Genomic DNA, 24,654 nt, shown 5'->3' on the forward strand with positions numbered 1-24,654 from the left:
GTCACCGGGCTGCGGTTAGACTTCCGGCATGATGCCTGCCCACGATCCGCGCCGCGCACAACTGCGGCGCCTGAAAGCCCTCGCGCTCGGCCTGCTGCTGTTGATGCTGGCCGGATTCGCAGTCAGCCACTGGCAGGGCGAGCGCGGTATCTGGGCCTGGGTCTCGGCGTTCTGCGAGGCGGCCGCAGTCGGTGCACTGGCCGACTGGTTCGCGGTCGTCGCCCTGTTCCGGCGGCCGATGGGCCTGCCGATTCCGCACACTGCCATCATCCCGCGCAGCAAGGAGCGCATCGGCGACAGCCTGGCGCTGTTCGTGCGCGACCAGTTCCTGGAGCCAGGTGTGCTGCTGGCCAAGCTGCAGGTATTCGACCCGGCCAGCCGCCTCGGCAGCTGGCTGGCCGACCCGGCACGCTCGCGCATGCTGGCCGACATGGCCCGCGGCTGGGCCCTGCAGGCGCTGGACTTCTTCGACGAAACCGCAGTACGCCGGCAGCTGCATGCCTTCGTGGTGCAGCAGCTGCGGCAGTGGAATGCCGCCGCCACCGCGGGTGAACTGCTGGCCCTGCTGACCGCCGATGGGCGCCACCAGCGCGTGCTGGACGAGGGCCTGCAGCGGCTGGGGCGCTGGCTGGAACAACCGGAGGTGAAGGAACGCGCCTCGCAGTTGATCGTGCGCTATATCCAGCGCGAATGGCCGACGTTGTCGAGCACGGTGAACTGGGTCAAGCCGATCGACGAGATCGGCGACAGCCTGGCCGAGCGCCTGGCGCGGGCGGTGCTGGAAGAACTGCAGCAGGTGCTGGCCGAGCCGCAGCATCCGCTGCGCCAGGACTACGAGACCTGGCTGCAGAATTACGTGCAGCGCCTGCGCGAGGACCCGGCCCTGGCGGAGCGCATCGAGCAGCTCAAGCAGGAAATGATCGACCACCCCGCCCTGCAGGACTACGTGCAAGGGCTGTGGACGCGCATCCACGCCAGCCTGCGCGCCGATCTGCAACGCGAAGACTCGGCGCTGGTCGGCCACCTGCAGCGCAGCCTCGCGTCGCTGGGCGCCAGCCTGCAGGCTGACCCGGCCCTGCGCGAGGCCCTCAACCAGCACCTGCTGGAAGGTGCGCAGCGCCTGACCGGCCGCCTGCGCGAGGGCGTGACCACGCATATCGCGCAGACCGTGAAAGGCTGGGACGAGCGGCACCTGGTCGAACAGCTGGAACTGAGCGTGGGCCGTGACCTGCAGTTCATCCGCTTCAACGGCACCCTGGTCGGCGGTCTGATCGGCCTGCTGCTGCACGCTGCGACGGTCCTTTTCCGCTTCTGAAGCCTCCCTGCACGGGAGCGGGCGCCGTCACGCTTGATTAACGAAATGCGAATGCCTATCATTTTCTAATCGGTTGTACGCTTAGCCAAACAGGCGCGGAAGGCGCGCCCATCGCCCGTGTACATCCCCGACCTCTGAGCTGCCCGTCTGCGCGGGCGGTGCTTCGTCGATGGGACACGCTGGGCGACATGCGCAGGGCGCAAGGGGGCCGCGGACGCGTTCCATCCCCTCCCCTACCTGCAGGAACGCCGTGGACCGCTCGCCCGCAACCGCCAGCCCCCGCACTGTCTTCTCCAACCCGCGCTGGGGCGTGCTGTCACGTTCGTTGGCCGCGATCTTCGGCGGCTATGCGCTGGCCTCGGTGACCAGCGTGTTCTGCGCGGTGGCGTTGCCCGGCGCGCGCGGCCAGACCGTGCTGACCGGCATGCTGCTGGCGATCCTGGTCGCCGCCTGTGCCCCTCTGTGGGCATTCGCCACCCGCAGCGCACTGCGCGCCTGGGTGGGCATCCTCGCCCCGGCCCTGCTGATGGCAGGCATTGCGCGCCTGATGGGGGCCTGGGCATGAAGAACGGATTCCGCCAATCGATGGCCTGGCTGCACACCTGGACCGGGCTGCTGGTCGGCTGGTTGCTGCTGCTGATCTTCATGGCCGGCACAGCCAGCTATTACCGCGAGGAAATCAGCCGCTGGATGCGCCCGGAGCTGCCGGCCAACAAGGTCAGCATCGATGTGGCCGCGCAGCGCGCGGTGGACTACCTGCAGGCCAATGCCAGCCAGGCCGGGAACTGGTTCGTCACGCTGCCGCAGCCGCGCAACCCGGCCATGCAGATGTTCTGGCGGTTGCCACCGGAGCTGGCCGACCCCAGCCGTGGCCGCCGCGGTGGCTTTGGCGACGCCACGCTGGATCCGAACACCGGCCAGGCATTGAAGGCGCGCGAGACCCGCGGCGGCGACTTCTTCTACCGGCTGCACTTCGACCTGCACTACATCCCGGTGCTGTGGGCGCGCTATCTGGTCGGCTTCTGCGCGATGTTCATGCTGGTGGCGATCATCACCGGCGTCATCACCCACAAGAAAATCTTCAAGGACTTCTTCACCTTCCGCAAGGACAAGGGCCTGCGTTCCTGGCTCGATTTCCACAACGTCAGCGCAGTGATGGCGCTGCCGTACCACGCGATGATCACCTACACCGGCATCGTCACCCTGATGATCATGTACCTGCCTTGGGGCGTGAAGGTGGCTTATCCGCAGGACGAGGACAAATTCTTCTTCGAGGCCTTCGGCGGCATGCCGGAGGTGACCGCGCCCGCCGAAGGACGCGCCACCGCGCTGCCGATCGCACAGCTGCTGGACAGCGCACGCGCGCATTGGCACGGCGTGGAAGTGGCCGGCTTCACCGTATCCAACCCGGGCGCAGCCAATGCGGTGATCGACATCCGCCAGCGCGACGGCAAGCGACTGTCCACCGACACCCCGGCCGTGCGCTACAGCATGGTCAGCGGTGCGCTGCTGGAAGAAACACCGCCGTCCGGTGGCGCCACCGCCACCCGCGGCGTGCTGTACGGCCTGCACCTGGCACGCTTCGCCGACTGGGGCCTGCGCGCGTTGTTCTTCCTGTCCGGCCTGGTCGGCTGCCTGATGGTGGCCAGCGGCGTGGTGCTGTGGGCGGTGAAGGAACGGCCGAAGCATGCCAGGAGTGGACGCACCGGCTTCGGCCTGCGCCTGGTCGATGCGCTGAACATCGGCACCGTAGCCGGCCTGCCGATTGCCTTCGCGGCCTACTTCTGGGGCAACCGCCTGCTGCCGCTGGACATCGCCGAGCGCTCCAGCGCCGAGGCCAACGTGTTCTTCTACGCCTGGGGCGCGGCGTTGCTGGCGGCCTTCATCTGGCCCAAGCGGATGATGTGGGCGTGGCAGCTGTACCTCGGTGCAACGGCGTTCGCGCTGGTGCCGGTGGTCAACGCGCTGACTACACACGCGCACCTCGGCGTCACCCTGCGCAACGGTGACTGGGTGCTGGCCGGCGTTGATCTGTCGATGATTGCCTTCGGCGCGATGCTGGCGGTGTGCGGCTGGCGCATGCAGCGCTGGACGCCACCGCTGAGTGCGGCCGAGATGAAGAAGCGCGCGGCTGCCGCAGCAGCGCCGAAGGCATCAGTCGAAGCGGCCGAAGTGGAGGCCAGCGCATGATGCTGCTGGCTCTGACGCTGTCGTTCTCTGCGTTCACCGCCCTGTCGCTGGGGATGGAAAAGCACCAGCACGACCTGCATGGCAAGGCTGCGGCCGCACCGGCACGGCGGATGCAGTGGCGGGTACTGGGCTGGGTGCTGCTGACAGTGGCCTTCGCACTGTGCGTGGCCGACCACGGCTGGGCGGTGGGCCCGGTGCTGTGGCTGGGTGCGATGACCGTGGGTGGCGTGGCGCTGTCGTTCGGGTTGTACCCGTATCGGCCAACGTGGATCGCGCCGCTGGCGATCGCGCTGCCGGTGATCGGGCTGGTGGTGGGGTTGGTGTAACCGCAGGACGGGGACAACGGCATCCACGCATGGCGTGGATCTACAATGGCGGCATGGATAGCGTGCTGCAGCGGACGTCTGGAATCGGCTTCTTTTCCCGGTTGGGTGAAACACTGCCCGCAACGGCCGGCGTCGTCGCCGTTCGGTCGCTGGCCGAAGCACTGCGGACCATCGATACCGATGGTTTCGAGTGGATGCCCACAACACTGGGCGATTCGGATCCGTTTCACGGCGCCCTGCCCCATCCCGCCGAACTGGCCGACGCCCGGCGCGAACTCAACCGGAGCTTGATGCGCGCGCTTTCGGCACTGGATCTGCCGGCACTGCGCTGCGGTGCACATGACCTGCACCTGGTGGCGCGCGATGGAGCGATGTTCGCCTTCCGTCAACGCCTGCTGGAAACGCACCTCGGCCTGCCGGCGCACTGGGAACCCGTGCTTGCGCTGTACGAACGGGGGCATTGGCCGCTGGCCCACGCGCCGGGGCGCTTGCTGGTGCTGTAGAGCCGTCCACGCAGGCATGGATCTACCGGGCCCACGCTCGCCGGGCATGGCCCGGCGCTACCGTTCTGCGCGCACGTGGGTAGTGCCGGCCGCTGGCCGGCATTCCCTTTCGGCTGGAATCACCCCAACCGCTTCAGTTCCCACGCGCGGTGGATGCGCGCGTTGCGTTCGAAATCCGGGCCGAGGGTGCGCGCGGTGATCTCGCGGCACTGGGCGAACTCGGCGATGGCGTTCTCTTCCAGCTTGAAGCGGCGGAAGTTGTTGGAGAAGTACAGCACACCGCCGGGCGCCAATCGTGCCACCGCCGCACGCAGCAGCTTCAGCTGCTCACGCTGCACGTCGAAATCGTCGGCGCGCGCGGAGTTGGAGAAGGTCGGCGGATCGCAGAAGATCACATCGTACTGGCCACGGTCCGCTTCCAGCCATGCCATCGCATCGGCCTGCACCAGCAGGTGCTGGTTGCCGCCCTGCCCGTTCAAGGCCAGGTTGTCGTAGCACCACTGAAGGTAGGTCGCCGACAGATCGACGCTGGTGGTGCTGGCGGCACCGGCCACGGCGGCCTGCACGCTGGCCACGCCCGTATAGCAGAACAGGTTGAGGAAGCGCTTGCCACGCACCTGCTCGGCCATCATCCGGCGCAGCGGGCGGTGGTCGAGGAACAGCCCGGTATCCAGGTAGTCAAACAGGTTTACCTGCAGCAGCGCATTGTTCTCGCGCACCACGATGAACTCATCACGCTGCTCGAAACGGCCGTACTTGCTGCCACCCTTGCCGCGCTCTCGCGACTTCATCGAGACCTGCTCCGGCGGCACGCCGAACACTTCGCGCGCAGCGGCCAGCAGTTCGTTGCGGCGGCGGCGCACGTCGTTCTCCGGGATCGCCGCCGGTGCGGCGTACTCCTGCACATGCAGGAAGGTGCGGCGCTTGCCACCATCTTCCTCGTAGACGTCAATGGCAGCCGCGTATTCCGGCAGGTCGGCGTCATAGGCGCGGAAGCAGGTGATGTCTTCGCGGGCGCGCCAGCTCTTGAACTTCTTCAGGTTCTTGCGCAGGCGGTTGGCCACCATCTGCGCACCTTCGCTCAACTCGCGCGGCTGCGCCGGATCGCGGCCCGGCACGGCGATCGGGTCGCAGACGATCAGCGCGCATTCCAGTGCGCCGTTGAACATCTGGTACTTCTTGCCGGCGCGCAGGCCGGTGGCGAAGGCCAGTTCGTCGTTGCCGCACAGCAGGCTGGCGCGCCATTGCGGCACCGCCTTCTGCAAGGCGTTGCCGAGCGCGCGGTACAGCGCCGGATCAGCGGCCAGGCGCTCGTCATACGGCGGGTTGCAGACCACCGCACCGATCTCCTGCTCCGGCGCGGCCAGGTCGGCCACATCGGCGCGGATGAAGCGGATCGCGTGGGCGACGCCCGCCACCTCGGCATTCTCGCGCGCCGCCTGGATCGCGATCGGGTCGATGTCGCTGCCGTGGATGACCGGCTTCAACGCGGCCAGGCCAGCCGCTTCGCGGTCACGCGCCTCGCTCTGGATGCTCTTCCAGGCCGCCTTGTCGAAGCCCAGCCAGCGGCTCGGCGGCAGGCTGCCATGGCGCATCAGGCCGGGAGCAACGTCGGCGGCCATCAGCGCGCCTTCGATCAGCAGCGTGCCGCTGCCGCACATCGGGTCCAGCAGCCCGCCACCAGCGGCGTGCAGGCGCGGCCACTGCGCGCGCAGCAGGAGCGCGGCGGCCAGGTTTTCCTTCAGCGGCGCTTCGTGGGCGGCGCCACGCCAGCCACGGCGATGCAGCGGGCCACCGCCGAGGTCGATCGACAGCGAAGCACGGCCCTTGCGCAGCGACAGGTTGACGCGCACATCGGGCAGATCGGTGTTGACCGAGGGGCGTTCCAGGCCCTCGTCGCGCATGCGGTCGACGATGGCGTCCTTGATCCGCTGTGCGGCGAAGCGCGCATGGGTGATCTTGTCACCGGACACGTGCGCGTCCACCGCCAGGGTCATCTCCGGCTTGATGTGCTCGTGCCACGGCAGCGCACGCACGCCGTCGTACAGGGCCTGTTCGTCCGGACAGTCGAACTCGTCGATCGGCCACAGCACGCGGCTGGCCAGACGCGACCACATCACGATCCGCAGCGCCTGCTCCAGTTCGCCCTCGGCGTTGACGCCGGCAATGGTGGCAGTGGCCTTGCCAAGGCCCAGGGCCGACAGCTCATCGGCAAGCAGGTATTCCAGGCCCTTGGCGCAGGAGACGAAGAATTTCACGGGATCGGTTCGCAGGTGGTCGGGCGCGGCACAGGGGCCGGGCCGGTCGGAAAGGAGGGCCGCAAGCACGGCCGGCAGGCCCGCGCCGGGGGCGGCGGGGCTGCCATTGTAGTCAAAGCGGGCGGGCGCGCCGTGCGCCCGGGCTTCACAGTTGCCGCAGCAGGCGCTCGAAGGCCTGCGCGGAGGCCTCCACGTGGCGTTCCAGGCGGTGCCCATCATCGACCAGCAGCAGCTGCGCCGAGCGCGCCTGGGCCCAGGCGATGACCCCGGCGGCCGGGACCACGTCGTCATGCCAGGCCTGGACCACGGTGGTCGGCACGGCGGCGGCGTCCAGCGCCGGCATCGGGCCCATGGTGGTCGGCGGCACCATCAGGAACAGGCCGGCCACCGGCACCTGCAGCGAGGCGATGGCAGAGATGTAGGCACCCAGGCTGGAGCCGGCCAGCACCACCGGGCCCTGCTGGGCCGCGATGGCGGTGCGCTCGACCAGGCGGCGCAGCCGAGTCGGCACGTCACCTACGCGGCTGACCTCGCTCATCGCGTCCAGGTCGGTGTAGTCGGGGCGCTCGTGGGTCCAGCCCAGCCGCTGCGCCACGTCGGCCAGCGCGGTGACCTTGGTCGCCTCCGGGCCGCTCTCGAAGCCATGCGACAGGATGCAGTGGCCGCGGCTCATGCGCGTGCTCCGTGCGAGCGGGCCAACGAGGAAAGGGAAGGCAGGTTCATGCCGCAATGCTAGCATCGCCGGATGCCCAACCCGCTCCTGCCCGGCCTGCAGCTGCAGCCCCTGCCCTACGAAGACCGTCTGCCCCTGCGCGACCCGGCCACGCTGGAAATGGTGGTGATCCACTGCACCGAGCTGCCCGACCTGGCGATGGCCCGCGAGTACGGCGAGCGCGTGCTGTACGACAGCGGTGCCGGCAACAGCGGCCATTTCTACATCGACCGCGATGGCCGCGTGGTGCAGTACGTGGCGCCGGAACGCGTGGCCCACCACGTACGCGGCATGAACGCGCATACGCTGGGCATCGAGCTGGTCAACACCGGGCGCTACCCGCACTGGTTCGACAGCCGTCACCAGGTGATGGACGAGGCGTACACCGAGGCGCAGCTGATGGCGCTGGAGGCGCTGCTGCTGGCGCTGGTGGCGCGCTACCCGTCGCTGCGGCGGATTGCCGGGCATGACCAGCTGGATCTGGAGCAGGTGCCGGCCAGTGATGATCCGGCGCTGACGGTGGCGCGCAAGCGTGACCCGGGGCCGTTGTTCCCGTGGGCGCGGGTGCTGGCGAGGGTGCCACTGCAGCCGGTTGGGTGAGGGTTTGCAGGGCTGCGCCCTGCACCTGCAGAAGCAACGGCAACGGCAACGTCAAACGCTGGCATTCCGTTGGATGGCGGGGTGTGTCCGGTTGCGGGGGACGCCGTAAACCCGTCCATGGGGGCTTGGCCGCGGCATCCATGCCGCGGACACCCCCGCAACCGGACCCACCCCGCCTTCGACAGTTTCCCGCTGCTGTTGGTGGGTGTCGACCTTGGTCGACACGGGGTCGGATCCCGTTGCTACGCAACGGGCTCTGACCCCGATTTGCGCTCGATGGGGTCAGAGCCGTTTCCCGTCGGGAAACGGATCCGACCCTGCGCTACTCACGCGCCGGTGGCGACCGGGCGGCTGCTGTCGCTCACCCAGCCGCTCCAGGAATCGGCATAGATGCGCGCACCGCTCAGTCCTGCGCTTTCCATCGCCAGCAGCAGGTGGCAGGCGGTCACGCCAGAGCCACACATCAGCACCACCTGTTCTGGATCGCGGTTGCCGATCACGCCCTGCAGTTCGGCGCGAAGTTCCTGTGCGTCGCGCAGGCGGCCCTCGAGCACGTTCAGGGCGAACGGCCGGTTGACTGCGCCCGGCACGTGGCCGGCAACCGGGTCGAGGGGCTCCACTTCGCCGCGGAAACGTTCACCCGCGCGTGCGTCGACCAGCCAGCCCGGTGCATGTTTCAGGCGCGCGGTGATTTCATCGGCGTTGGCGACCTGGGTGGTATCGAAACGGCCCGGGTAGGCCGGCAGCACCGCCACGTCACTCTGACCGCTTTCCAGCGCGTGACTGGCGGCCTGCCAGGCTGCGACACCGCCGTCGAGCACGGCCACCTTCTGGTGGCCAATCAGTCGCAGCAGCCACCACAGGCGCGAGGCGGCCATGCTGCCGTCGCTGCCGTCGTAGACCACCACCTGGGTATCGGGGCTGATGCCCCACTGCCCCAGCTTTACGGCAAAGGCATCGCTGTCCGGCAGTGGATGGCGACCGTGGCCGACGCGCGACAGATCGGACAGATCACGATTGAGATCGGCATACACCGCACCCGGGATATGACCGGCCAGATACTGGCTGCTTCCCGCCTGCGGGTCGGCCAGCGAGGCCCGCGCATCGACCACGCGCACTGCGGTGCTGGCGGTGGCGCGTGCGTCGACCACGCGGATGCCCTCGCCCAACGCGGCAGCCAAGGTGGCGACATCGACCAGGGTGGTCCACGGCGGATCGATCGGGTTCATTGCACTTGCTCCAGGCGGCGACGCAGGTTGTAGAGAATGGCCGCGGTGGCGCCCCAGATGCGCTGGCCGGGCCAGCCGTACTCAAGGACGTGGCGGATGCGGCCGCGATGGTTGATTTCGACCTGGCGCAGGTTGTCCGCCGCCATCAGGTAGTCCAGCGGCACCTCGAACACCTCGGCGACTTCGCTGGGCTGCGGCACCGGCACGAAGTCCGGATCGACCACCGCCACCACCGGGGTGACCCGGTAGCCGGTGATCGTCACGAAGGGATCCAGGTAGCCCAGCGCCTGCACCTGGCCGGGGGCCAGTGCGATTTCTTCCTGGCTCTCGCGCAATGCCGCCGCCAGTGCGTCGCGGTCGTCGGGCTCGGTGCGTCCGCCGGGGAACCCGACCTGGCCACCGTGCGTGCGCAGGGTTTCGGTGCGACGGGTGAGGATCACCTGCGCGCCATTGGCTCGCGGCACGATGCCGGCCAGCACCGCCGCTTCCACCGGAGGGCCGGGCGGCAGCAGGTCAATCAGTTCGCTGCGGTTCCAGCCATCACCAACCGGCGGTTCGGCCAGCGGGTGCAGCGCGCGCATCAGCCGTTCGTGGTCGGCCAGCGAGCCGCGCAGTGACTGCTGAAGCTGCGCGCGCAGCGGTTGCACGCGGTGCAGGATGCGGTTGCGTTCGTCATTGCTCATCGACGACCACCGCGCGATTTCGTCGATATGCCGCCCGCACCCGCTGCACTGCCGGTGCGGATCCAGCGTGCACACTCCGATGCAGGGACTTGCGACAACACGCGCCGTTTCTTCCATTGTTTGCACCCGGCAACAGTAGCGCGAATGGGCGGGATTTGCGCGGGTAACGATGCGGCGCGTGACGGCATCGCACTGCGCGCGTTCGCCGAGCATGGCTCGGCGCTACAGGTCGCGCGCTGCGCAAACAAAAACGCGCCGGTGGAATCACCGGCGCGTTTGGTTTACCGCTTCGATTTACTTGACGCTGACCAGCTTGATCTCGAACTGCACAGCCACGTTCGGCGGGAACGGGGTGCGCGGGTCGGCACCGTAGGCCTGGTCCGGCGGCAGGGTGACTTCCCACTTCGAGCCTGCCGGCATCTGCAGCAGGGTCTCGCGCATGGCCTTCATTTCGACTTCGCTGACCTTGATCGACGGGATCTGCTGGGCCGGGCGGGCTTCGGTCGGGCGCTGGCCGTACGGGAACGGACCGGCCACTTCCAGCTGCACGGTGCTGGCCTGGGTCGGCTTGGCACCCTTGCCGGCTTCGATCACGCGGTACTGGACGCCGCTCGGCAGCGACTGCACGCCGGCCTTGGCCTTGTTCGCCGCGATGAACTGGTCGCTCTTGGTCTTGTTTTCGGCAGCAGCCTTTTCGTACTCGGCCTTGGCAGCCTGGGCACGGCCCTGCTCGCGCTTCTGGAACGCTTCAACGGCCGGCTTCAGCTGCTCGGCGGTGATCGCCGGCTGCTTCTTGGCGTAGGCATCCTGCAGGCCCTTCACCACCGAGTTGATGTCCAGCTGCTCACCGCGACCGGTCAGCTCCGCCAGGTTGTTGCCGTAGTCGTAACCGAAGTAGTAGCTCAGCTTGCCCTTTTCGGACGAAACGTCCTGGGCGAAGGCATTGCCCGTCAGGGCCAGGGCCGCGACGGCGACCGCGATAGAACGCAACTTCATCAAACAGTTCTCCAGGGGTGGTAACTCAGGGACGTTCTGCGCCGCCCTGAGGCGACGGGTTAGGATAACGGGCGCAACGTGTAACCGCTACTCACGATGCAGGCTATGACCCGTCTGCGTTCGCGGAGTTCAATATCACTTTTTTTTAACGTTCCAGGAGTTTACCCGTGGCCGATGCCCTGATCGCTGTCACCGACGACGGCGCCATCCGCACCGTGACCGTCCAGCGCCCGGACAAGCTCAACGCCCTCAATGCCGCGACCCTGCAGGCCCTGGCCGAGGCCTTCAGTGCTGCCGCCGCAGACCCGGAAGTGCGCGTGGTGGTGCTGACCGGTGCTGGCCCGAAGGCGTTCGTGGCCGGCGCCGACATTACCGAGATGAACACACTCAGCGCGGTTCAGGGACGTGATTTCTCGCTGCTGGGCCAGGCCCTGATGCGCCAGATCGAGCGCATGCCCAAGCCGGTCATCGCCCGCGTGAACGGTTTTGCGCTGGGCGGCGGCCTGGAGCTGGCGATGGCCTGCCACCTGCGCATCGCCGCCGATACCGCCAAAGTCGGCCAACCGGAAATCAATCTGGGCCTGATTCCCGGCTTCGGCGGCAGCCAGCGCCTGCTGCGCCTGTGCGGCCGTGCCGCCACCCTGGAGCTCTGCCTGCTGGGTGCACCGATCAACGCCGCACGTGCGCTGGAACTGGGGATCGTCAACGAGGTGGTGCCGGCCGACGCGCTGGACAATCGCGTGAATGACGTCGCCCGGCAGCTGGCGCGCTCGGCGCCGCTGGCCCTGCGCGGCCTGCTGGACGCGGTGCACGTGGGTGGCGAATGCAGCCTGGAAGCCGGGCTGGAATACGAAAGCGCGCAGTTTGGCCTGCTGTTCGCCACCGAGGACATGCGCGAGGGAACCAGCGCCTTCCTGCAGCGCCGCCCGCCGGCCTTCCAGAACCGCTGACGCCATGGCATCCCGACCCAACCCCGCGCGGCTGTTCGCCCGGGTCCAGGCAGACGATCTCGATGGCGCCCTTCAGGCCGGGCTGATGGACTATGTCGCCCGCGCCGACGACGCACAGTTGCTGCCCGGCCACCCGGAACTCCCGCAGCGGTTGCAGCAGGCCCAGCAGCAGCTTCAGGCGGCCTGGGCGGCACGCGAACGCTATCGCGCCCGCGCGGTACGGCTGGCCCGCCGCGAAGCCGAACGCGACGCACGGCGCACCCCGGCCCCGGCGCCGGACGTGAAGCCCGCCCTGCCCGCCGCAGCGGCCGCCATCCTCGCCCGGGCCAAGGCCCGCGCCAGCGGCAAGGAGCAGTAATGGCCACCACGAAGAAGACTGCACGCGCTCCGGCGCGGCGTGGCGGCACGATGCCGCGCGCCGACGTGGTGGAGATGTTCACCCGCCTGCGCGAACTCAACCCGCACCCGAAGACCGAACTGGAGTACAGCTCGCCGTTCGAGCTGCTGGTGGCGGTGGCGTTGTCGGCGCAGGCCACCGATGTCGGCGTCAACAAGGCCACGCGCCGCCTGTTCCCGGTGGCCAATACGCCGGCAAAGATCCTCGCGCTTGGCGAGGATGGGCTGAAGCAATACATCGCCACCATCGGCCTGTTCAACGCCAAGGCCAAGAACGTGATCGCCACCTGCGCGATCCTGCTGGAAAAGCATGGCGGTGAAGTGCCGCGCGATCGCGATGCACTGGAAGCGCTGCCGGGCGTCGGCCGCAAGACCGCCAATGTGGTGCTCAACACCGCGTTCGGCGAGCCGGCGATGGCGGTCGACACGCATATCTTCCGCGTCTCCAACCGTACCGGACTGGCCCCGGGAAAGAACGTGCGCGAAGTGGAAGACAAGCTGGTGAAGGTGATCCCCGCCGAGTTCCTGCTCGACGCGCATCATTGGCTGATCCTGCACGGGCGTTATGTGTGCAAGGCGCGCAAGCCGGATTGCCCGGGCTGCGTGATCGCCGATCTGTGCCGGTTCAAGGAAAAGACCACGGCCGAGGCGTGACGCAGTCTCTGTTGTGACCAGAAGAAGACGGCGGGCACAAGGCCCGCCGTCTGTGTTTCAGGACAAGCGTGCTTCAGGAGATCAGAACGACAGGTCGCCCCAGACGCCGAATTCCTTGGTCTTGTCGTTCTTCTTGTCGCCAGCGTTGGCCAGGTGGGTGTACTTGTACACGGTCGACAGCTTGAGGTTCTTCATGACCGGGAACTCGACGCCGACGTTCCAGTACTTGTCGCTCAGGGTCGGATCCAGGGTCTTGCTGACGTCGGTGTCATCGTAACGACCGAACACGTTGATGCCGCCGTCGGTCACGCGCACGCTGCCCCACACCGACCAGCCGCTGGACTTGTCGGTGGCAACGGTCATCACGTTGTTGAGGTTCTTGGCCTGGAAGTACTCACCACCGACGCGGAAATTGCTGTCGGCGTAGGCCACCATCGCGTTGGCGCGGGTGTAGGTGTTCTCGGAACTCTGGATGTCGGTTTCCTTGCCCAGCTTGCCGCTGTAGCCACCGACGGCAACCACGAAGTTCTCGTTCGGGGTGTAGGCCACGCGGCCTTCCACGTCCATGCCCTTGCTGCGGGTCGGGTTCTTGTAGCCGGCGCCGGACACCACCGAGACGGCGTAGTTGAAGTTGTTGCCCAGGTTGCCGAAGCCATGCAGGCCCCAGTCGGACGAGTTGCCGTACTTCAGGCGGTCGGTCAGGGTGTTCTCGACATAGCGCATGCCGTAGAACTTCTCGACGTAAGGGATCCACGGCATGTCGGCGGCACCGACGCGCAGGTTGAAGGCCGGGTCGAAGCTGCCCTGCACGTAGGCCTTCTTGACGAACAGTTCGGTGTTGCCAATGGCCGAGCTGTACTGGAAGTCGGTGGTCAGGTTGGCCGACCAGATGTCGTTGAACTTGTGGTCGACGGTCAGGTAGAAGCGCTTGACGTCCAGACCGGTGCCGCTGGCGGCGGTGTCTTTGCCGTTGCTGGTCTTGTCGATGTTGGTCAGGTCGAAGAACATGCGACCGCCGATCTTGTTGTCATTGACCAGCTTGGCCAGCTTGTCGACGCTGGTCTGGGTCTTCTGTGCACCTTCCAGCGCCTGCGCCTGGGTGATGTTCACTTCGGACTGCGCGTCGGACTGCGCCTGCAGCGCCTGCGAATCGTTCTGCAACTGCTGGACCTGGGCCTGCAGCGCGGCGATCTGTGCCTGCAGCTGCTGCAGCTGTGCCTGGGATACGCCCGAGCTGGCGGGGGCTGCGAAGGCGTCGGCGGAAACCAGACCGAGGCTTGCAACGACCGCGGCGGCGAGCAAATGGGAACGCATTTTGGATCTCTCCAGAGGGTTGGAATGGCTTGGGCAGAACGCCACGCCGGCAGGCCGGTCAAGCGTTTTGCGAACGTTCCGTTAAAACCATGACAGTCGAATGACAAACTGCGCACCAAACACAGGTTTCTTCGTGTGGTCATGCGGACGACGCATTTGCGCCGGCACCTGTGCCTAGGCCTTGCGACACATGGCGTGATGTATCCGCTTCAAGGCGCAACGCGGCCCCCACGCATCCCTGTGCAGTACATGACATCGCTGCCGGATGCCCATTACCCGGAATGCACGTGCGTCAGCGCGGAGGCGCCGTCAACGACATATGGAGGTTGGCGACTCACCGCCCCGCCGCACTCCGACCGCGCGCGAAACCTTCACGGACACCGCTGCAGCGGCAGCGGCGAGCGCTGTAACGGTTGCGTCATACAACGGTCCCTGCGCTGTCATCGAACCGTTATGGAATGTGCGCCGGGCGGGTAACCCCGCATCCCAATCAACCCAGGAGCCACCCCGTGATCCACGCCTTCAAGTCGCGCGTTGCCGTTGCCGTCTTCGCAGCGTCGTCCGTGTTCGCCGCCAACGCCGCTGAAATCACCGGCGCGGGCGCCTCGTTCATCTACCCGGTGATGTCGAAGTGGTCGGCCGACTACAACGCCGCCACCAGCAACAAAGTCAACTACCAGTCGATCGGTTCCGGCGGCGGCATTGCGCAGATCAAGGCCAAGACCGTTGATTTCGGCTCCTCCGACGCCCCGCTGAAGCCGGAAGAGCTGGCTGCTTCGGGCCTGGCGCAGTTCCCGTCGGTGATCGGCGGCGTGGTGCCGGTGGTCAACGTGGCCGGCATCGCCCCGGGCGCACTGAAGCTGGACGGCACCGTGCTGGCCAACATCTTCCTGGGCAAGATCAAGACCTGGAACGACCCGGCCATCGCCGCGCTGAACCCGGGCGTGGCTCTGCCGAGCGCCAAGATCACCGTCGTGCACCGTTCGGATGGTTCGGGCACCACCTTCAACTTCGTCAACTACCTGTCCAAGGTCAGCCCGGAGTGGAAGAGCTCGGTCGGTGAAGGCACCTCGGTCCAGTGGCCGGCCGGCATCGGCGGCAAGGGCAACGAAGGCGTTGCCGCATACGTGAAGCAGATCAAGGGGGGCATCGGCTACGTCGAACTGTCCTACGCGCTGCAGAACAAGCTGTCTTACACCGCGATGAAGAATGCCGCCGGCAAGTTCGTGCAGCCGAGCGATGCGTCGTTCGCCGCAGCCGCCGCCAGCGCCGACTGGGCCAGCGCCAAGGACTTCTACCTGGTGATGACCAACGCCCCGGGCGCCGAGTCGTGGCCGATCACCGCCACCAACTTCATCCTGGTGCACAAGAAGCCGAAGAATGCTGCCAACGGCAAGGCCACCCAGGAGTTCTTCCGCTGGGTCTACAAGAGCGGCGACGCCCAGGCCCGCCAGCTGGACTACGTGCCGCTGCCGGACAGCCTGGTCCGCCAGATCGAGACCTACTGGTCGCAGAACCTGAAGTAAGCGCTCCCCCGCAGGAAGGGGGTCGGCGGGTCCTCTCTCCCCCGCCGATCCCACCCGGGCGCGAGATCCTCGAGATCTCGCGCTCTTCTTGTTTTGGTGGTTGGTCGTGAAATGCGCTGCGCCTCCGATCTACCGAGAGTAGGCGACGCAGGGCCCAGCCCGGGACACGCCGTAAACCCCGCTCCGCGGTCCGGCCCAGCCGCTGGCGGCTGTGCGTTCGAGCGCTTGCGAGGCGATGCCTCGCAGGCAAAGCGCCCTCACCCATGGGGGCTCGATCGCGCCATCCATGGCGCGAACGGTCCCGGGCTGGGCCCTGCGTCGCCTCTGGTCAGTTCATCGGGGGCGCGGTGGGGTCATGGAAGGCAGGAGCAAAGGCAGGAGCGCGTGTAGAGCCGAGCCTATGCTGGGCTGATTCTGGCCCGGCCTCGGGCGGAGCCGAGCGTGTGTTCGGCTTTACCTTCCCCGGCCGTCATATCGGTGCGCAGATCGGGGGTTTCCGGGCACCTGCCGGATTGGTAGCAACCCCGTGAAACCCTTGTCAGAACGTGATCCAGGACACCTCTGTCATGGTCGTAATACGGCTGTAACAAAAACATCATTTCATAGCCGCATCCGCCGACGACGTCGGCTCTTCCCCGCTATGGAGTGACCATGAAACTGCACTCGGCCGGCCTTGCCGCCCTTTCCCTGGCCATCGCCCTGGGCCTGTCGGCCTGCGGTGGCGACAAGCAGGCCGCGCAGCAGCCGGCTGCCGACGGTGCCGCCGCTCCGGCCGCCGCCGGTGCCAAGGTAACCGCCGAAGTGTCCGGCGCGGGCGCGTCCTTCATCTTCCCGCTGGTCTCCAAGTGGTCGGCTGACTACAACGCCACCACCGGCGCCAAGATCAACTACCAGTCGATCGGTTCCGGCGGCGGCATCGCCCAGATCAAGGCCGGCACCGTCGACTTCGGTTCCTCCGACAAGCCGTTGAGCAGCGAAGAGCTGGCCCAGGCCGGCCTGGCCCAGTTCCCGTCCGCCATCGGCGGCGTGGTACCGGTGGTCAACATCGAAGGCCTGGAAGGCGGCAAGCTGCGCCTGAGCGGCGCCCTGCTGGCCGACATCTTCCTGGGCAAGGTCAAGACCTGGAACGACCCGGCCATCGTCGCCGCCAACCCGGGCGTGAAGCTGCCGGACGGCAAGATCACCCTGGTCCACCGTTCGGACGGTTCGGGCACCACCTTCAACTTCTCCAACTACCTGTCCAAGGTCAGCCCGGAGTGGAAGAGCAAGGTCGGCGAAGGCACCTCGGTGCAGTGGCCGGACGGCGTTGGTGGCAAGGGCAATGAAGGCGTCGCTTCGTACGTGAAGCAGATCAAGGGTTCGATCGGTTACGTCGAACTGGCCTACGCGCTGCAGAACGGCATGCCGTACACCGCCATGCAGAACGCGGCCGGCAACTGGGTCGAGCCGAGCGCGGAGACCTTCGCCGCTGCGGCCGCCAGCGCCGACTGGGCCAGCGCCAAGGACTTCAACCTGGTCATCACCAACGCCCCGGGCGAGCAGGCGTGGCCGATCACCGCCACCAACTTCATGCTGATGCAGAAGCAGCCGAAGGATGCCAAGCGCAACCAGGACACCCTGGCCTTCTTCAAGTGGGCCTTCGAAAACGGCCAGGCCCAGGCCAACGAGCTGCACTACGTGCCGCTGCCGGCCGAACTGGTCAAGCAGATCGAGGCCTACTGGGCGACCGACCTGAAGTGATGGACACGACGGTGCCCGCCCCACGCGGGCACCGCTTCTTCCACGCCGTGCCGCCCCGCCCCTTCCTGGCCCTGCCGTCCCCATGAATGCCATCGCCCAGCCTGTAGCCGCCCCGTCCACGCGTGATGCGCGTGATGCCCGCAACGACAAACTGTTCCGATGGGTGCTGGTCGGCACCGTCATCTTCGTCCTGATCGCCCTGGCCTGCGCCGCGCTTTCGATGCTGTGGGGCGGCCGCCATGCCCTGCAGATGCAGGGCCTGAGCTTCTTCTTCTCCGCCGACTGGAATCCGGTCGAAAACAAGTTCGGTGCGCTCGCCCCGATCTACGGCACCCTGGTCACCGCCGTCATCGCGATGGTCATCGCCGTGCCGGTCAGCTTCGGTATCGCTTTCTTCCTCACCGAAGTCGCGCCGCGCTGGCTGCGTGGCCCGGTCGGTACCGCCATCGAACTGCTGGCCGGCATTCCCTCGATCATCTACGGCATGTGGGGCCTGTTCGTGCTGGTGCCGGTGATGACCGAGTACGTCACCCCGTTCCTCAACGAGACCTCGGGCGAATGGCCGATCATCGGCCCGATGTTCCAGGGCCCGCCGCTGGGCATCGGCATGCTCACCGCCGGTTTCGTGCTGGCCATCATGGTCATTCCGTTCATCTCCTCGGTGATGCGCGAAGTGTTCCTGACCGTTCCGACCCGCCTGAAGGAATCGGCCTATGCGCTGGGTTCCACCAAGTGGGAAGTGAGCTGGGACATCGTGCTGCCCTACACCCGCTCGGCGGTGATCGGCGGCATCTTCCTCGGCCTCGGCCGCGCCCTGGGCGAGACGATGGCGGTCGCCTTCGTGATCGGCAACAGCGTGCGCCTGTCGCCGTCGCTGCTGGAACCGGGCACCACCATCGCCGCGCTGATCGCCAACGATTTCGGCGAAGCCACTGAAACCTACCGCTCGGCCCTGCTGCTGCTCGGCTTTGTCCTGTTCATCGTCACCTTCGTGGTGCTGGCCATCGCCCGCCTGATGCTGATGCGCCTGTCCCGCAAGGAGGGCAACTGATGTCCACCACCGCTGATTCGTTGTACCTGCGCCGCCGCATCGGCAATGTCGTTGCGATCACCGCCTCCTGCGCCACAGCGCTGTTCGGCCTGTTCTTCCTGGGCTGGATCCTGTTCACCCTGGCCTCGAAGGGCCTGGCCGGCATCAACTGGGATCTTTTCACCAAGATGACGCCGCCGCCGATGCAGGAAGGCGGCCTCGCCAACGCCTTCTTCGGCAGCGCGGTGATGTGTGCGCTGGCGATCGGCATCGGCACCCCGCTGGGCGTGCTGGCCGGCACCTGGCTGGCCGAGTACGGCAACGCCCGCAAGGCCGGCACCGTGGTCCGCTTCGTCAACGACATCCTGCTGTCGGCACCGTCGATCGTGCTCGGCCTGTTCGTCTACACCCTGTACGTGATGCAGACCGGCGGCAACTTCTCGGCGTTCGCCGGTGCCCTGTCGCTGGCCTTCATCGTGCTGCCGGTGGTGGTGCGCACCACCGACGAAATGCTGCGCCTGGTGCCCTCGCAGATGCGCGAAGCGGCGTTGTCGCTCGGCATTCCGCAGTGGAAGGTGATCGTGCAGGTTCTGTACCGCAGTGCATCAGCCGGCATCATCACCGGCATTCTGCTGGCGCTGGCGCGCATCTCCGGCGAAACCGCCCCGCTGCTGTTCACCGCCTTCGGCAACCAGTACTGGAACAACAACATCTTCCAGCCGATGGCCTCGGTGCCGGTGGTGATGAACCAGTTCGCCGGCAGCCCGTATGAATCCTGGCAGGTTCTGGCCTGGGCCGGTGCCCTGGTGCTGACTGTCTTCGTGTTGCTGGTCAGCCTTGCCGCCCGCGGCATCCTGCTGCGCAACCGTATCTCCCATGACTGACCTTTCCGTGGATAACGCCATGAACGACCTTTCCAACGCCGTGCCGATGCAGCGCATCGCCGTGCCGTCCTCGCACGAGAGCCTGCACACGCCGTCGCCGGTGAAGCTGGCTGCGCGTGGACTGGACTTCTACTACGACAAGTTCCACGCCCTGAAGGGCATCAACCTGGAGATTCCGGAAAAGCGCGTGACCGCGCTGATCGGTCCCTCCGGTTGCGGCAAGTCCACGCTGCTGCGCATCTTCAACCGCATCTACGCGCTGTACCCGAAGCTGGAAGCGCGCGGTGAAGTGCTGCTGGACGGCGAGAACATCCTGTCGCCGAAGTACCCGATGAACCGCCTGCGCAGCAAGGTCGGCATGGTGTTCCAGAAGCCGGTGCCGTTCCCGATGACCATCTTCGAGAACGTGGCCTACGGCATCCGCCACCACGAGAAGCTGAGCAAGGCCGACATGGCCGACCGCGTCGAGCAGGCGCTGCGCCAGGGCGCGCTGTGGGACGAAGTGAAGGACAAGCTGGGGCAGAGCGCGCTGGGCCTGTCCGGTGGCCAGCAGCAGCGCCTGTGCATCGCCCGTGCCGTGGCCCTGCGCCCGTCGGTGCTGCTGCTGGACGAGCCGACCTCGGCGCTGGACCCGATCTCGACCAGCCGCATCGAGCAGCTGGTGGAAGAGCTCAAGCACGAGTACACCATCGTCATCGTCACCCACAACATGCAGCAGGCAGCGCGCGTGTCCGACTACACCGCCTTCATGTACCTGGGTGACCTGATCGAGCACGACCGCACCGAAGTGATCTTCTCGCAGCCGTCGCAGCGGCAGACCGAGGACTACATCACCGGTCGCTTCGGCTGATCGACGCTGTTCCTTCGACATATGTCCCAGCCAGGCATGGCCTGGCTCTACCCGGATTGCAGACCATGAATCTTCCCAACGACCACATCGTCAAGAGCTACGACGAAGAGCAGCAGCGCCTGGTGGCCGAAATCGTGCGCATGGGCGAAATGGCCGTCGCCCAGCTCGAAGCGGCGATGGACGTGATCGAAAAGCGCGACGAGAACGCTGCCCATCGCATCATTGCCAATGATGAAGCGATCGACGCGCTGGAACAGCAGATCAGCCACGACGTGATGCGTCTGGCGCTGCGTGGGCCGATGGCGCGTGACCTGCGCGAGATCCTCGCAGGCCTGCGCATCCCGGCGGACATCGAGCGCATCGGCGACTACGCGGCCAACGTGGCCAAGCGCTCGATCGCGCTGGGCAAGGTGCCGCCGCTGCCGCAGATCCAGGGCCTGCGTGCGCTCGGCCGCCTGGCCGCGCAGCAGGTGCGCCGTGCCATCGCCGCCTACCGCGACAACGACGCCGACGCTGCACTGGAACTGCGCGAAGACGACGCGCGCCTGGACGCGCAGTACACCGCGCTGTTCCGCGAGCTGCTGACCTACATGATGGAAGACCCGCGCAATATCACCCCGTGCACCCACCTGCTGTTCATGGCCAAGAACCTGGAGCGCGTGGGCGACCACGCCACCAACATCGCAGAGAACGTGTGGTTCCTGGTGCACGGCGAGCAGCCGCTGCCGCCGCGTGAAAAGCGCGACGAGACCTCCAGCACCGGCCAGATCTGACGCTGCACTGCAACAACGGAGCTGGGTCCAAGGTGGCCGCTGTCCTGGTGACAGCGGCCTTCTTTTTTGGGGTATTCCCCCGCATTGTGGGCGCCGGGCTGGCCCGGTGCGGACCTTCCGGATGCTTCTGTAACAAACCTCACGAAAATTTGAGTTCTTGGCGAGGATTCGTTGAGTAGGATCGCTGCACCATCGTTTCCACCGGCATCCCTGCCGGCCACCCGGGCACCCGCCCACACCACCCAGGAGCACGACCGATGAGCAGTTCCAACAAGACCCTGTCCCTGCTGACTGCTACCGCCCTGGCCGCCGGCCTGGGCATGACCGCCAGTGCCTCGGCCCTGAGCATGAGCGACCTCGCCCAGGGCTACCTGGTGGCCGGACAGGCAGCCAAGGCCAGTACCGACGCCAAGGCCGCCGACACCAAGATGGCCGCTGACGCGACCAAGCATGCCGAAGGCAAGTGTGGTGCCGACGGCAAGACCGCCGAAGGCAAGTGCGGTGCCGACAAGGGCAAGGCTGCCGGTGCGGCAGCAGGCGCCAAGGCCAAGACCGGCGACAAGAAGGCGGCCGAAGGCAAGTGTGGCGAAGGCAAGTGCGGTGGCAAGCACTGACGTCCGCGCCAGCGTCGTCAACCCGCGGTTGCCGCTTCGTGCGGCGGCCGCAGGGTTGGGGCTGCGCCGGGCGCTGCTGCAGGAGCTGCGCGATGCACCGGCCGGCGATTTCGATTTCCTCGAATGCGCGCCGGAGAACTGGATCCATGTCGGCGGCCCCGCCGGTGACGCGCTGGCCGAGCTGGCGCAGCGCCATCCGCTGAGCTGCCACGGCCTGTCGTTGTCGCTGGGCGGCAGTGCGCCACTGGATACGCAGCTGTTGGAGCAGGTCGGTCAGTTCCTGGAAAAACACCGCGTGCCGCTGTACAGCGAACACCTGAGCTACTGCAGCGACGACGGCCACCTGTACGACCTGCTGCCGATTCCGTTCACCGATGAAGCAGTGCACCATACCGCCGCGCGCATCGCCCAGGTGCAGGACCTGCTGGCCCGCCGCATCGCGGTGGAGAACGTCTCCTACTACCTGGCGCCGGAGCCGGCGATGGACGAGCTGGCCTTCACCAATGCCGTGCTTGCCGAAGCCGACTGCGACCTGCTGCTGGACGTCAACAACGTCTACGTCAACGCCTGCAACCATGGTTACGACGCCGACGCGTTCATCGCTGGCCTGCCCGCAGACCGCATCGTCTGCCTGCACGTGGCCGGGCACCTGGATGAAGCGCCGGACCTGAAGATCGATACCCACGGCAGTGCGGTGATCGACCCGGTCTGGGCGCTGCTGGCGCGCACCTATGCGCGCATCGGCGCTCGCCCCACCCTGCTCGAGCGCGATTTCAATTTCCCGCCCTACGCCGAGCTGCGCGGCGAACTGCAGACCATCCGCCGCCTGCAGGCCGTGCACGCGGAGGCTGCATATGGCTGATACCCCCGACACGCTGCGAGCGCAGCAGTACGCGTTCACCGCACACCTGCGCGATCCACAGGCGGTGGCTGCACCGGCCGGGCTGGAACCGCGCCGCGTCGCGGTGTACCAGCGGCTGCTGTTCAACAACCTGCTCGGCCTGTTGAGCAACGGCTTCCCGGTCTGCGTGCGCCTGCTCGGCGAACCGGCCTGGAGCACGCTGGTCCGCCACTACTTCGCCACGCATCGCTGCCAGACGCCATTGTTCACCGAACTGGCTGTTGAATTCGTGCAATGGCTGCATGCGCAGCCGCAGCTGCCACACCCGGCGCTGGCCGAGCTGGCCCACTACGAGTGGGTGGAAACCGCGCTGTACCAGCTGGACGCCGGGCCGCTGCCGGTCGCGGCGGACATCGACCCGCTGCGGGTGCCGCTGCAACGCTCACCACTGGCCTGGCCGTTGCTGTACCAGTGGCCGGTGCACCGCCTCGGCGCCGAGGATGCACCCACCGAGCCACCAGCCGAGCCGACGGGCCTTCTTGTGCGCCGCGATGCCGACGGCGAGGTGCGGTTCGCCACGCTCAGCCCGCTGGCGGTGTACCTGCTGTCCAGCATCGGCGAACACCCTGGCCTCGATGGGCGCAGCTACCTGCAGCAGCTGGCCGCGGCGCATGGGTTGGCCGAGGACGCCTTGGCCGGACCCGGTGCCGCGTTGCTGCAGCAGTTCCTGCAGGCCGGCGTGATCGGCCCACTGCCGGCCCCCGGCTGACACCCCCTTCCCCCGGAGATCCACCGATGAAGCTTCCGACCCTGGCCACCGCGCGTGGCCAGCTGGACCGTCTCGCCCCCTGGTTGGCCCCGCTCGGCCTGCGCCTGCTGCTGGCCTGGGAATACTTCGAATCCGGCCGTGAGAAGCTGCACGGCCAGAACTGGTTTGCCGACCTGCAGGATGCCTTCCCGTTCCCGTTCGACCAGTTGCCGGCAACGCTGAACTGGCAGCTGGCGACCTGGTTCGAGCTGGTCGGCGCTGCTTGCCTGCTGTTCGGCTTCGGCACCCGATTTGCCGCCGCCAGCCTGCTGGTGCTGACAGTGGTGGCCACCTATGCGGTGCATTGGCCGATGGAGTGGAACTCGCTGGCCGACCTGGCCATGGGGTATGCGATCAGCGACCAGGGCTACGGCAGCTTCAAGCTGCCGGTGCTGTTCATGGCGATGCTGCTGCCACTGCTGTTCACCGGCCCCGGCAAGCTGAGCGTGGATGCGTGGTTGGCGCGTTGGTCTCCCTCGGCCAGGCCTGCGCGGCCGACAGTCCGGTAGATGCCGACCTTGGTCGGCGCGCACCGTGCCAACCAAGGTTGGCACCCAACGGAATCCTGAGCGCGCGGTGGCCCGGTAGGTGTCGACCTTGGTCGACACACGCCCGCGCAGGGAACGCATGCACCGAAGGCTGGCCGGGCGCTCAGGGTCGCTCTGCTAGAATTCACGGATGAATGACCCCACCCCCGCACCTGCCGCCGCCTCCGATTCCGCAGTCCCCCAGGCGCAGCGCGCGATGTCACAACGCTTCCGCGGCTTCCTGCCGGTAGTGGTGGACGTGGAAACCGGCGGCTTCGACAGCCAGCGCAACGCCTTGCTGGAAATCGCCGCGGTGCCGATCGAGATGGACGAGAACGGCCTGCTCTACCCCGGCCAGACCGCCAGTGCTCACGTGGTGCCAGCCGAGGGCCTGGAAATCGACCCGAAGTCGCTGGAAGTGACCGGCATCATCCTCGACCACCCGTTCCGGCTGGCCAAGGAAGAGAAGGCCGCACTGGACCACATCTTCACCCCGGTACGCGCGGCGATGAAGAAGTACGGCTGCCAGCGCGCGATCCTGGTCGGCCACAACGCGCATTTCGACCTGGGCTTCGTCAACGCCGCGGTGGCCCGGACCGGCCACAAGCGGAATCCGTTCCATCCGTTCAGCGTGTTCGACACCGTCACCCTGGCCGGCATCGCCTACGGGCAGACCGTGCTGGCGCGTGCCGCCACGGCTGCCGGGCTGGGCTGGGATGCCAACGAAGCGCACAGCGCGGTGTATGACACCGAACAGACCGCGCGATTGTTCTGCACCATCGCCAACGCCTGGCCGCGGTAAGACAGCCAACGGCGGCGCCCCTCGTGGTGGGGTGAGGCATCCCGGTTGAGGCCGGGCAGGGTGGGCGCCACGGAAAGATCAGAAAAAACGAAGTCAGAAGCAGCGGGTCGCGCGGCAGATCCACGCCATGCGC

26 protein-coding genes are annotated in these 24,654 nt (G+C 67.1%); 20 read left to right on the forward strand and 6 right to left on the reverse strand.

What is annotated here, in order from left to right; genetic code table 11:
- Window positions 1–28: 28 nt before the first annotated feature.
- The 5 genes from V3B41_RS02950 (at window position 29) to V3B41_RS02970 (ending at window position 4,334) form a co-directional block, all read left to right on the forward strand.
- Window positions 29–1,315, forward strand: a complete 1,287-nt coding sequence (locus tag V3B41_RS02950) for a DUF445 family protein (RefSeq protein ID WP_049431259.1) — start codon at window positions 29–31, stop codon at window positions 1,313–1,315.
- Between the two features lie 250 nt (window positions 1,316–1,565).
- Window positions 1,566–1,880 carry a DUF3649 domain-containing protein gene (locus V3B41_RS02955; protein ID WP_329860018.1) on the forward strand — a complete coding sequence of 105 codons (315 nt, stop codon included), beginning with the start codon at window positions 1,566–1,568 and terminating at the stop codon, window positions 1,878–1,880.
- Window positions 1,877–3,505 (forward strand): PepSY-associated TM helix domain-containing protein, encoded by a 1,629-nt coding sequence (locus V3B41_RS02960; protein ID WP_329860020.1) that lies wholly within the window; start codon window positions 1,877–1,879, stop codon window positions 3,503–3,505. Before V3B41_RS02955 ends, V3B41_RS02960 begins: the two co-directional genes overlap by 4 nt.
- Entirely contained in the window at window positions 3,502–3,831 is a 330-nt protein-coding gene (locus V3B41_RS02965; RefSeq protein WP_049431251.1) for a DUF3325 domain-containing protein, read from the forward strand. The genes V3B41_RS02960 and V3B41_RS02965 overlap by 4 nt, the downstream gene beginning before the upstream one ends.
- A gap of 29 nt (window positions 3,832–3,860) precedes the next feature.
- A complete protein-coding gene (locus V3B41_RS02970) occupies window positions 3,861–4,334 on the forward strand; it encodes a hypothetical protein (protein ID WP_049431248.1) in 474 nt (157 codons plus the stop codon).
- Between the two features lie 119 nt (window positions 4,335–4,453).
- Here V3B41_RS02970 and rlmKL read toward each other — a convergent pair whose 3' ends face one another.
- Window positions 4,454–6,592, reverse strand: coding sequence for a bifunctional 23S rRNA (guanine(2069)-N(7))-methyltransferase RlmK/23S rRNA (guanine(2445)-N(2))-methyltransferase RlmL (gene rlmKL, locus V3B41_RS02975; protein ID WP_197620297.1), 2,139 nt, complete (start codon window positions 6,590–6,592; stop codon window positions 4,454–4,456).
- 145 nt (window positions 6,593–6,737) lie between these two features.
- On the reverse strand, window positions 6,738–7,265 hold the full coding sequence (locus V3B41_RS02980) for an alpha/beta hydrolase (RefSeq protein WP_049431244.1): 528 nt from the start codon (window positions 7,263–7,265) through the stop codon (window positions 6,738–6,740).
- 72 nt (window positions 7,266–7,337) lie between these two features.
- Here V3B41_RS02980 and V3B41_RS02985 point away from each other — a divergent pair, with 72 nt between their 5' ends.
- Window positions 7,338–7,904 (forward strand): N-acetylmuramoyl-L-alanine amidase, encoded by a 567-nt coding sequence (locus tag V3B41_RS02985; RefSeq protein ID WP_197633767.1) that lies wholly within the window; start codon window positions 7,338–7,340, stop codon window positions 7,902–7,904.
- A 326-nt stretch (window positions 7,905–8,230) separates the two neighbouring features.
- Here V3B41_RS02985 and V3B41_RS02990 read toward each other — a convergent pair whose 3' ends face one another.
- The 3 genes from V3B41_RS02990 to V3B41_RS03000 form a co-directional block, all read right to left on the reverse strand.
- On the reverse strand, window positions 8,231–9,133 hold the full coding sequence (locus tag V3B41_RS02990) for a sulfurtransferase (protein WP_049431238.1): 903 nt from the start codon (window positions 9,131–9,133) through the stop codon (window positions 8,231–8,233).
- Window positions 9,130–9,933: a CoA pyrophosphatase gene (locus V3B41_RS02995; protein ID WP_049431235.1), complete on the reverse strand. Its 804-nt coding sequence runs from the start codon at window positions 9,931–9,933 to the stop codon at window positions 9,130–9,132. Before V3B41_RS02995 ends, V3B41_RS02990 begins: the two co-directional genes overlap by 4 nt.
- Before the next feature lie 177 nt (window positions 9,934–10,110).
- A complete protein-coding gene (locus tag V3B41_RS03000; protein ID WP_005408797.1) occupies window positions 10,111–10,812 on the reverse strand; it encodes an FKBP-type peptidyl-prolyl cis-trans isomerase N-terminal domain-containing protein in 702 nt (233 codons plus the stop codon).
- A 167-nt stretch (window positions 10,813–10,979) separates the two neighbouring features.
- Here V3B41_RS03000 and V3B41_RS03005 point away from each other — a divergent pair, with 167 nt between their 5' ends.
- From V3B41_RS03005 to nth, 3 genes are read left to right on the forward strand one after another with little or no spacing between them, the layout of a single operon-like run.
- On the forward strand, window positions 10,980–11,762 hold the full coding sequence (locus V3B41_RS03005; RefSeq protein WP_049431232.1) for an enoyl-CoA hydratase-related protein: 783 nt from the start codon (window positions 10,980–10,982) through the stop codon (window positions 11,760–11,762).
- A 4-nt stretch (window positions 11,763–11,766) separates the two neighbouring features.
- Window positions 11,767–12,120 carry a hypothetical protein gene (locus tag V3B41_RS03010; protein WP_049431229.1) on the forward strand — a complete coding sequence of 118 codons (354 nt, stop codon included), beginning with the start codon at window positions 11,767–11,769 and terminating at the stop codon, window positions 12,118–12,120.
- Window positions 12,120–12,812 (forward strand): endonuclease III, encoded by a 693-nt coding sequence (gene nth, locus V3B41_RS03015; RefSeq protein WP_049431226.1) that lies wholly within the window; start codon window positions 12,120–12,122, stop codon window positions 12,810–12,812. The genes V3B41_RS03010 and nth overlap by 1 nt, the downstream gene beginning before the upstream one ends.
- A gap of 81 nt (window positions 12,813–12,893) precedes the next feature.
- On the opposite strand, the gene V3B41_RS03020 is transcribed toward nth, so the two are convergent.
- Complete coding sequence (locus V3B41_RS03020; protein ID WP_049431224.1) at window positions 12,894–14,126, reverse strand: porin; 1,233 nt, start codon at window positions 14,124–14,126, stop codon at window positions 12,894–12,896.
- A 509-nt stretch (window positions 14,127–14,635) separates the two neighbouring features.
- Here V3B41_RS03020 and pstS (V3B41_RS03025) point away from each other — a divergent pair.
- The 11 genes from pstS (V3B41_RS03025) (at window position 14,636) to rnt (ending at window position 24,521) form a co-directional block, all read left to right on the forward strand.
- Window positions 14,636–15,652, forward strand: coding sequence for a phosphate ABC transporter substrate-binding protein PstS (gene pstS, locus V3B41_RS03025; RefSeq protein WP_049431219.1), 1,017 nt, complete (start codon window positions 14,636–14,638; stop codon window positions 15,650–15,652).
- 651 nt (window positions 15,653–16,303) lie between these two features.
- On the forward strand, window positions 16,304–17,392 hold the full coding sequence (gene pstS / locus V3B41_RS03030) for a phosphate ABC transporter substrate-binding protein PstS (protein ID WP_049428038.1): 1,089 nt from the start codon (window positions 16,304–16,306) through the stop codon (window positions 17,390–17,392).
- Between the two features lie 82 nt (window positions 17,393–17,474).
- The gene (pstC, locus tag V3B41_RS03035) at window positions 17,475–18,443 is read left to right on the forward strand and encodes a phosphate ABC transporter permease subunit PstC (protein ID WP_329860028.1); all 969 of its coding nucleotides are present in this window, start codon (window positions 17,475–17,477) and stop codon (window positions 18,441–18,443) included.
- Window positions 18,443–19,306, forward strand: coding sequence for a phosphate ABC transporter permease PstA (gene pstA, locus V3B41_RS03040; RefSeq protein WP_032127902.1), 864 nt, complete (start codon window positions 18,443–18,445; stop codon window positions 19,304–19,306). The genes pstC and pstA overlap by 1 nt, the downstream gene beginning before the upstream one ends.
- Window positions 19,307–19,325: 19 nt before the next feature.
- On the forward strand, window positions 19,326–20,156 hold the full coding sequence (gene pstB, locus V3B41_RS03045) for a phosphate ABC transporter ATP-binding protein PstB (protein ID WP_005408788.1): 831 nt from the start codon (window positions 19,326–19,328) through the stop codon (window positions 20,154–20,156).
- Between the two features lie 65 nt (window positions 20,157–20,221).
- Window positions 20,222–20,929 carry a phosphate signaling complex protein PhoU gene (gene phoU, locus V3B41_RS03050; RefSeq protein ID WP_049444209.1) on the forward strand — a complete coding sequence of 236 codons (708 nt, stop codon included), beginning with the start codon at window positions 20,222–20,224 and terminating at the stop codon, window positions 20,927–20,929.
- A gap of 257 nt (window positions 20,930–21,186) precedes the next feature.
- The gene (locus tag V3B41_RS03055; RefSeq protein ID WP_049428737.1) at window positions 21,187–21,543 is read left to right on the forward strand and encodes a hypothetical protein; all 357 of its coding nucleotides are present in this window, start codon (window positions 21,187–21,189) and stop codon (window positions 21,541–21,543) included.
- Window positions 21,530–22,405 carry a DUF692 domain-containing protein gene (locus tag V3B41_RS03060; RefSeq protein ID WP_049428734.1) on the forward strand — a complete coding sequence of 292 codons (876 nt, stop codon included), beginning with the start codon at window positions 21,530–21,532 and terminating at the stop codon, window positions 22,403–22,405. The genes V3B41_RS03055 and V3B41_RS03060 overlap by 14 nt, the downstream gene beginning before the upstream one ends.
- On the forward strand, window positions 22,398–23,153 hold the full coding sequence (locus V3B41_RS03065; RefSeq protein ID WP_049428732.1) for a putative DNA-binding domain-containing protein: 756 nt from the start codon (window positions 22,398–22,400) through the stop codon (window positions 23,151–23,153). Before V3B41_RS03060 ends, V3B41_RS03065 begins: the two co-directional genes overlap by 8 nt.
- Before the next feature lie 26 nt (window positions 23,154–23,179).
- On the forward strand, window positions 23,180–23,701 hold the full coding sequence (locus tag V3B41_RS03070; RefSeq protein ID WP_049428729.1) for a DoxX family protein: 522 nt from the start codon (window positions 23,180–23,182) through the stop codon (window positions 23,699–23,701).
- A gap of 235 nt (window positions 23,702–23,936) precedes the next feature.
- Entirely contained in the window at window positions 23,937–24,521 is a 585-nt protein-coding gene (rnt, locus tag V3B41_RS03075) for a ribonuclease T (RefSeq protein WP_005408782.1), read from the forward strand.
- Window positions 24,522–24,654 lie beyond the last annotated feature (133 nt).

The organism is Stenotrophomonas sp. SMYL89 (genome assembly GCF_036319985.1).
Lineage (GTDB): Bacteria > Pseudomonadota > Gammaproteobacteria > Xanthomonadales > Xanthomonadaceae > Stenotrophomonas > Stenotrophomonas maltophilia_Q.

Bases quoted from the DNA above. Each gene is read 5' to 3' on its own strand.
- V3B41_RS02950 (WP_049431259.1), top strand. From the start codon at position 29: ATGATGCCTGCCCACGATCCGCGCCGCGCACAACTGCGGCGCCTGAAA.
- V3B41_RS02960 (WP_329860020.1), top strand. From the start codon at position 1,877: ATGAAGAACGGATTCCGCCAATCGATGGCCTGGCTGCACACCTGGACC.
- V3B41_RS02965 (WP_049431251.1), top strand. From the start codon at position 3,502: ATGATGCTGCTGGCTCTGACGCTGTCGTTCTCTGCGTTCACCGCCCTG.
- V3B41_RS02970 (WP_049431248.1), top strand. From the start codon at position 3,861: ATGGCGTGGATCTACAATGGCGGCATGGATAGCGTGCTGCAGCGGACG.
- V3B41_RS02980 (WP_049431244.1), bottom strand. From the start codon at position 7,265: ATGAGCCGCGGCCACTGCATCCTGTCGCATGGCTTCGAGAGCGGCCCG.
- V3B41_RS02985 (WP_197633767.1), top strand. From the start codon at position 7,338: ATGCCCAACCCGCTCCTGCCCGGCCTGCAGCTGCAGCCCCTGCCCTAC.
- V3B41_RS02990 (WP_049431238.1), bottom strand. From the start codon at position 9,133: ATGAACCCGATCGATCCGCCGTGGACCACCCTGGTCGATGTCGCCACC.
- V3B41_RS02995 (WP_049431235.1), bottom strand. From the start codon at position 9,933: ATGGAAGAAACGGCGCGTGTTGTCGCAAGTCCCTGCATCGGAGTGTGC.
- V3B41_RS03000 (WP_005408797.1), bottom strand. From the start codon at position 10,812: ATGAAGTTGCGTTCTATCGCGGTCGCCGTCGCGGCCCTGGCCCTGACG.
- V3B41_RS03010 (WP_049431229.1), top strand. From the start codon at position 11,767: ATGGCATCCCGACCCAACCCCGCGCGGCTGTTCGCCCGGGTCCAGGCA.
- nth (WP_049431226.1), top strand. From the start codon at position 12,120: ATGGCCACCACGAAGAAGACTGCACGCGCTCCGGCGCGGCGTGGCGGC.
- V3B41_RS03020 (WP_049431224.1), bottom strand. From the start codon at position 14,126: ATGCGTTCCCATTTGCTCGCCGCCGCGGTCGTTGCAAGCCTCGGTCTG.
- pstS (WP_049428038.1), top strand. From the start codon at position 16,304: ATGAAACTGCACTCGGCCGGCCTTGCCGCCCTTTCCCTGGCCATCGCC.
- pstC (WP_329860028.1), top strand. From the start codon at position 17,475: ATGAATGCCATCGCCCAGCCTGTAGCCGCCCCGTCCACGCGTGATGCG.
- pstA (WP_032127902.1), top strand. From the start codon at position 18,443: ATGTCCACCACCGCTGATTCGTTGTACCTGCGCCGCCGCATCGGCAAT.
- pstB (WP_005408788.1), top strand. From the start codon at position 19,326: ATGAACGACCTTTCCAACGCCGTGCCGATGCAGCGCATCGCCGTGCCG.
- phoU (WP_049444209.1), top strand. From the start codon at position 20,222: ATGAATCTTCCCAACGACCACATCGTCAAGAGCTACGACGAAGAGCAG.
- V3B41_RS03055 (WP_049428737.1), top strand. From the start codon at position 21,187: ATGAGCAGTTCCAACAAGACCCTGTCCCTGCTGACTGCTACCGCCCTG.
- V3B41_RS03065 (WP_049428732.1), top strand. From the start codon at position 22,398: ATGGCTGATACCCCCGACACGCTGCGAGCGCAGCAGTACGCGTTCACC.
- V3B41_RS03070 (WP_049428729.1), top strand. From the start codon at position 23,180: ATGAAGCTTCCGACCCTGGCCACCGCGCGTGGCCAGCTGGACCGTCTC.
- rnt (WP_005408782.1), top strand. From the start codon at position 23,937: ATGTCACAACGCTTCCGCGGCTTCCTGCCGGTAGTGGTGGACGTGGAA.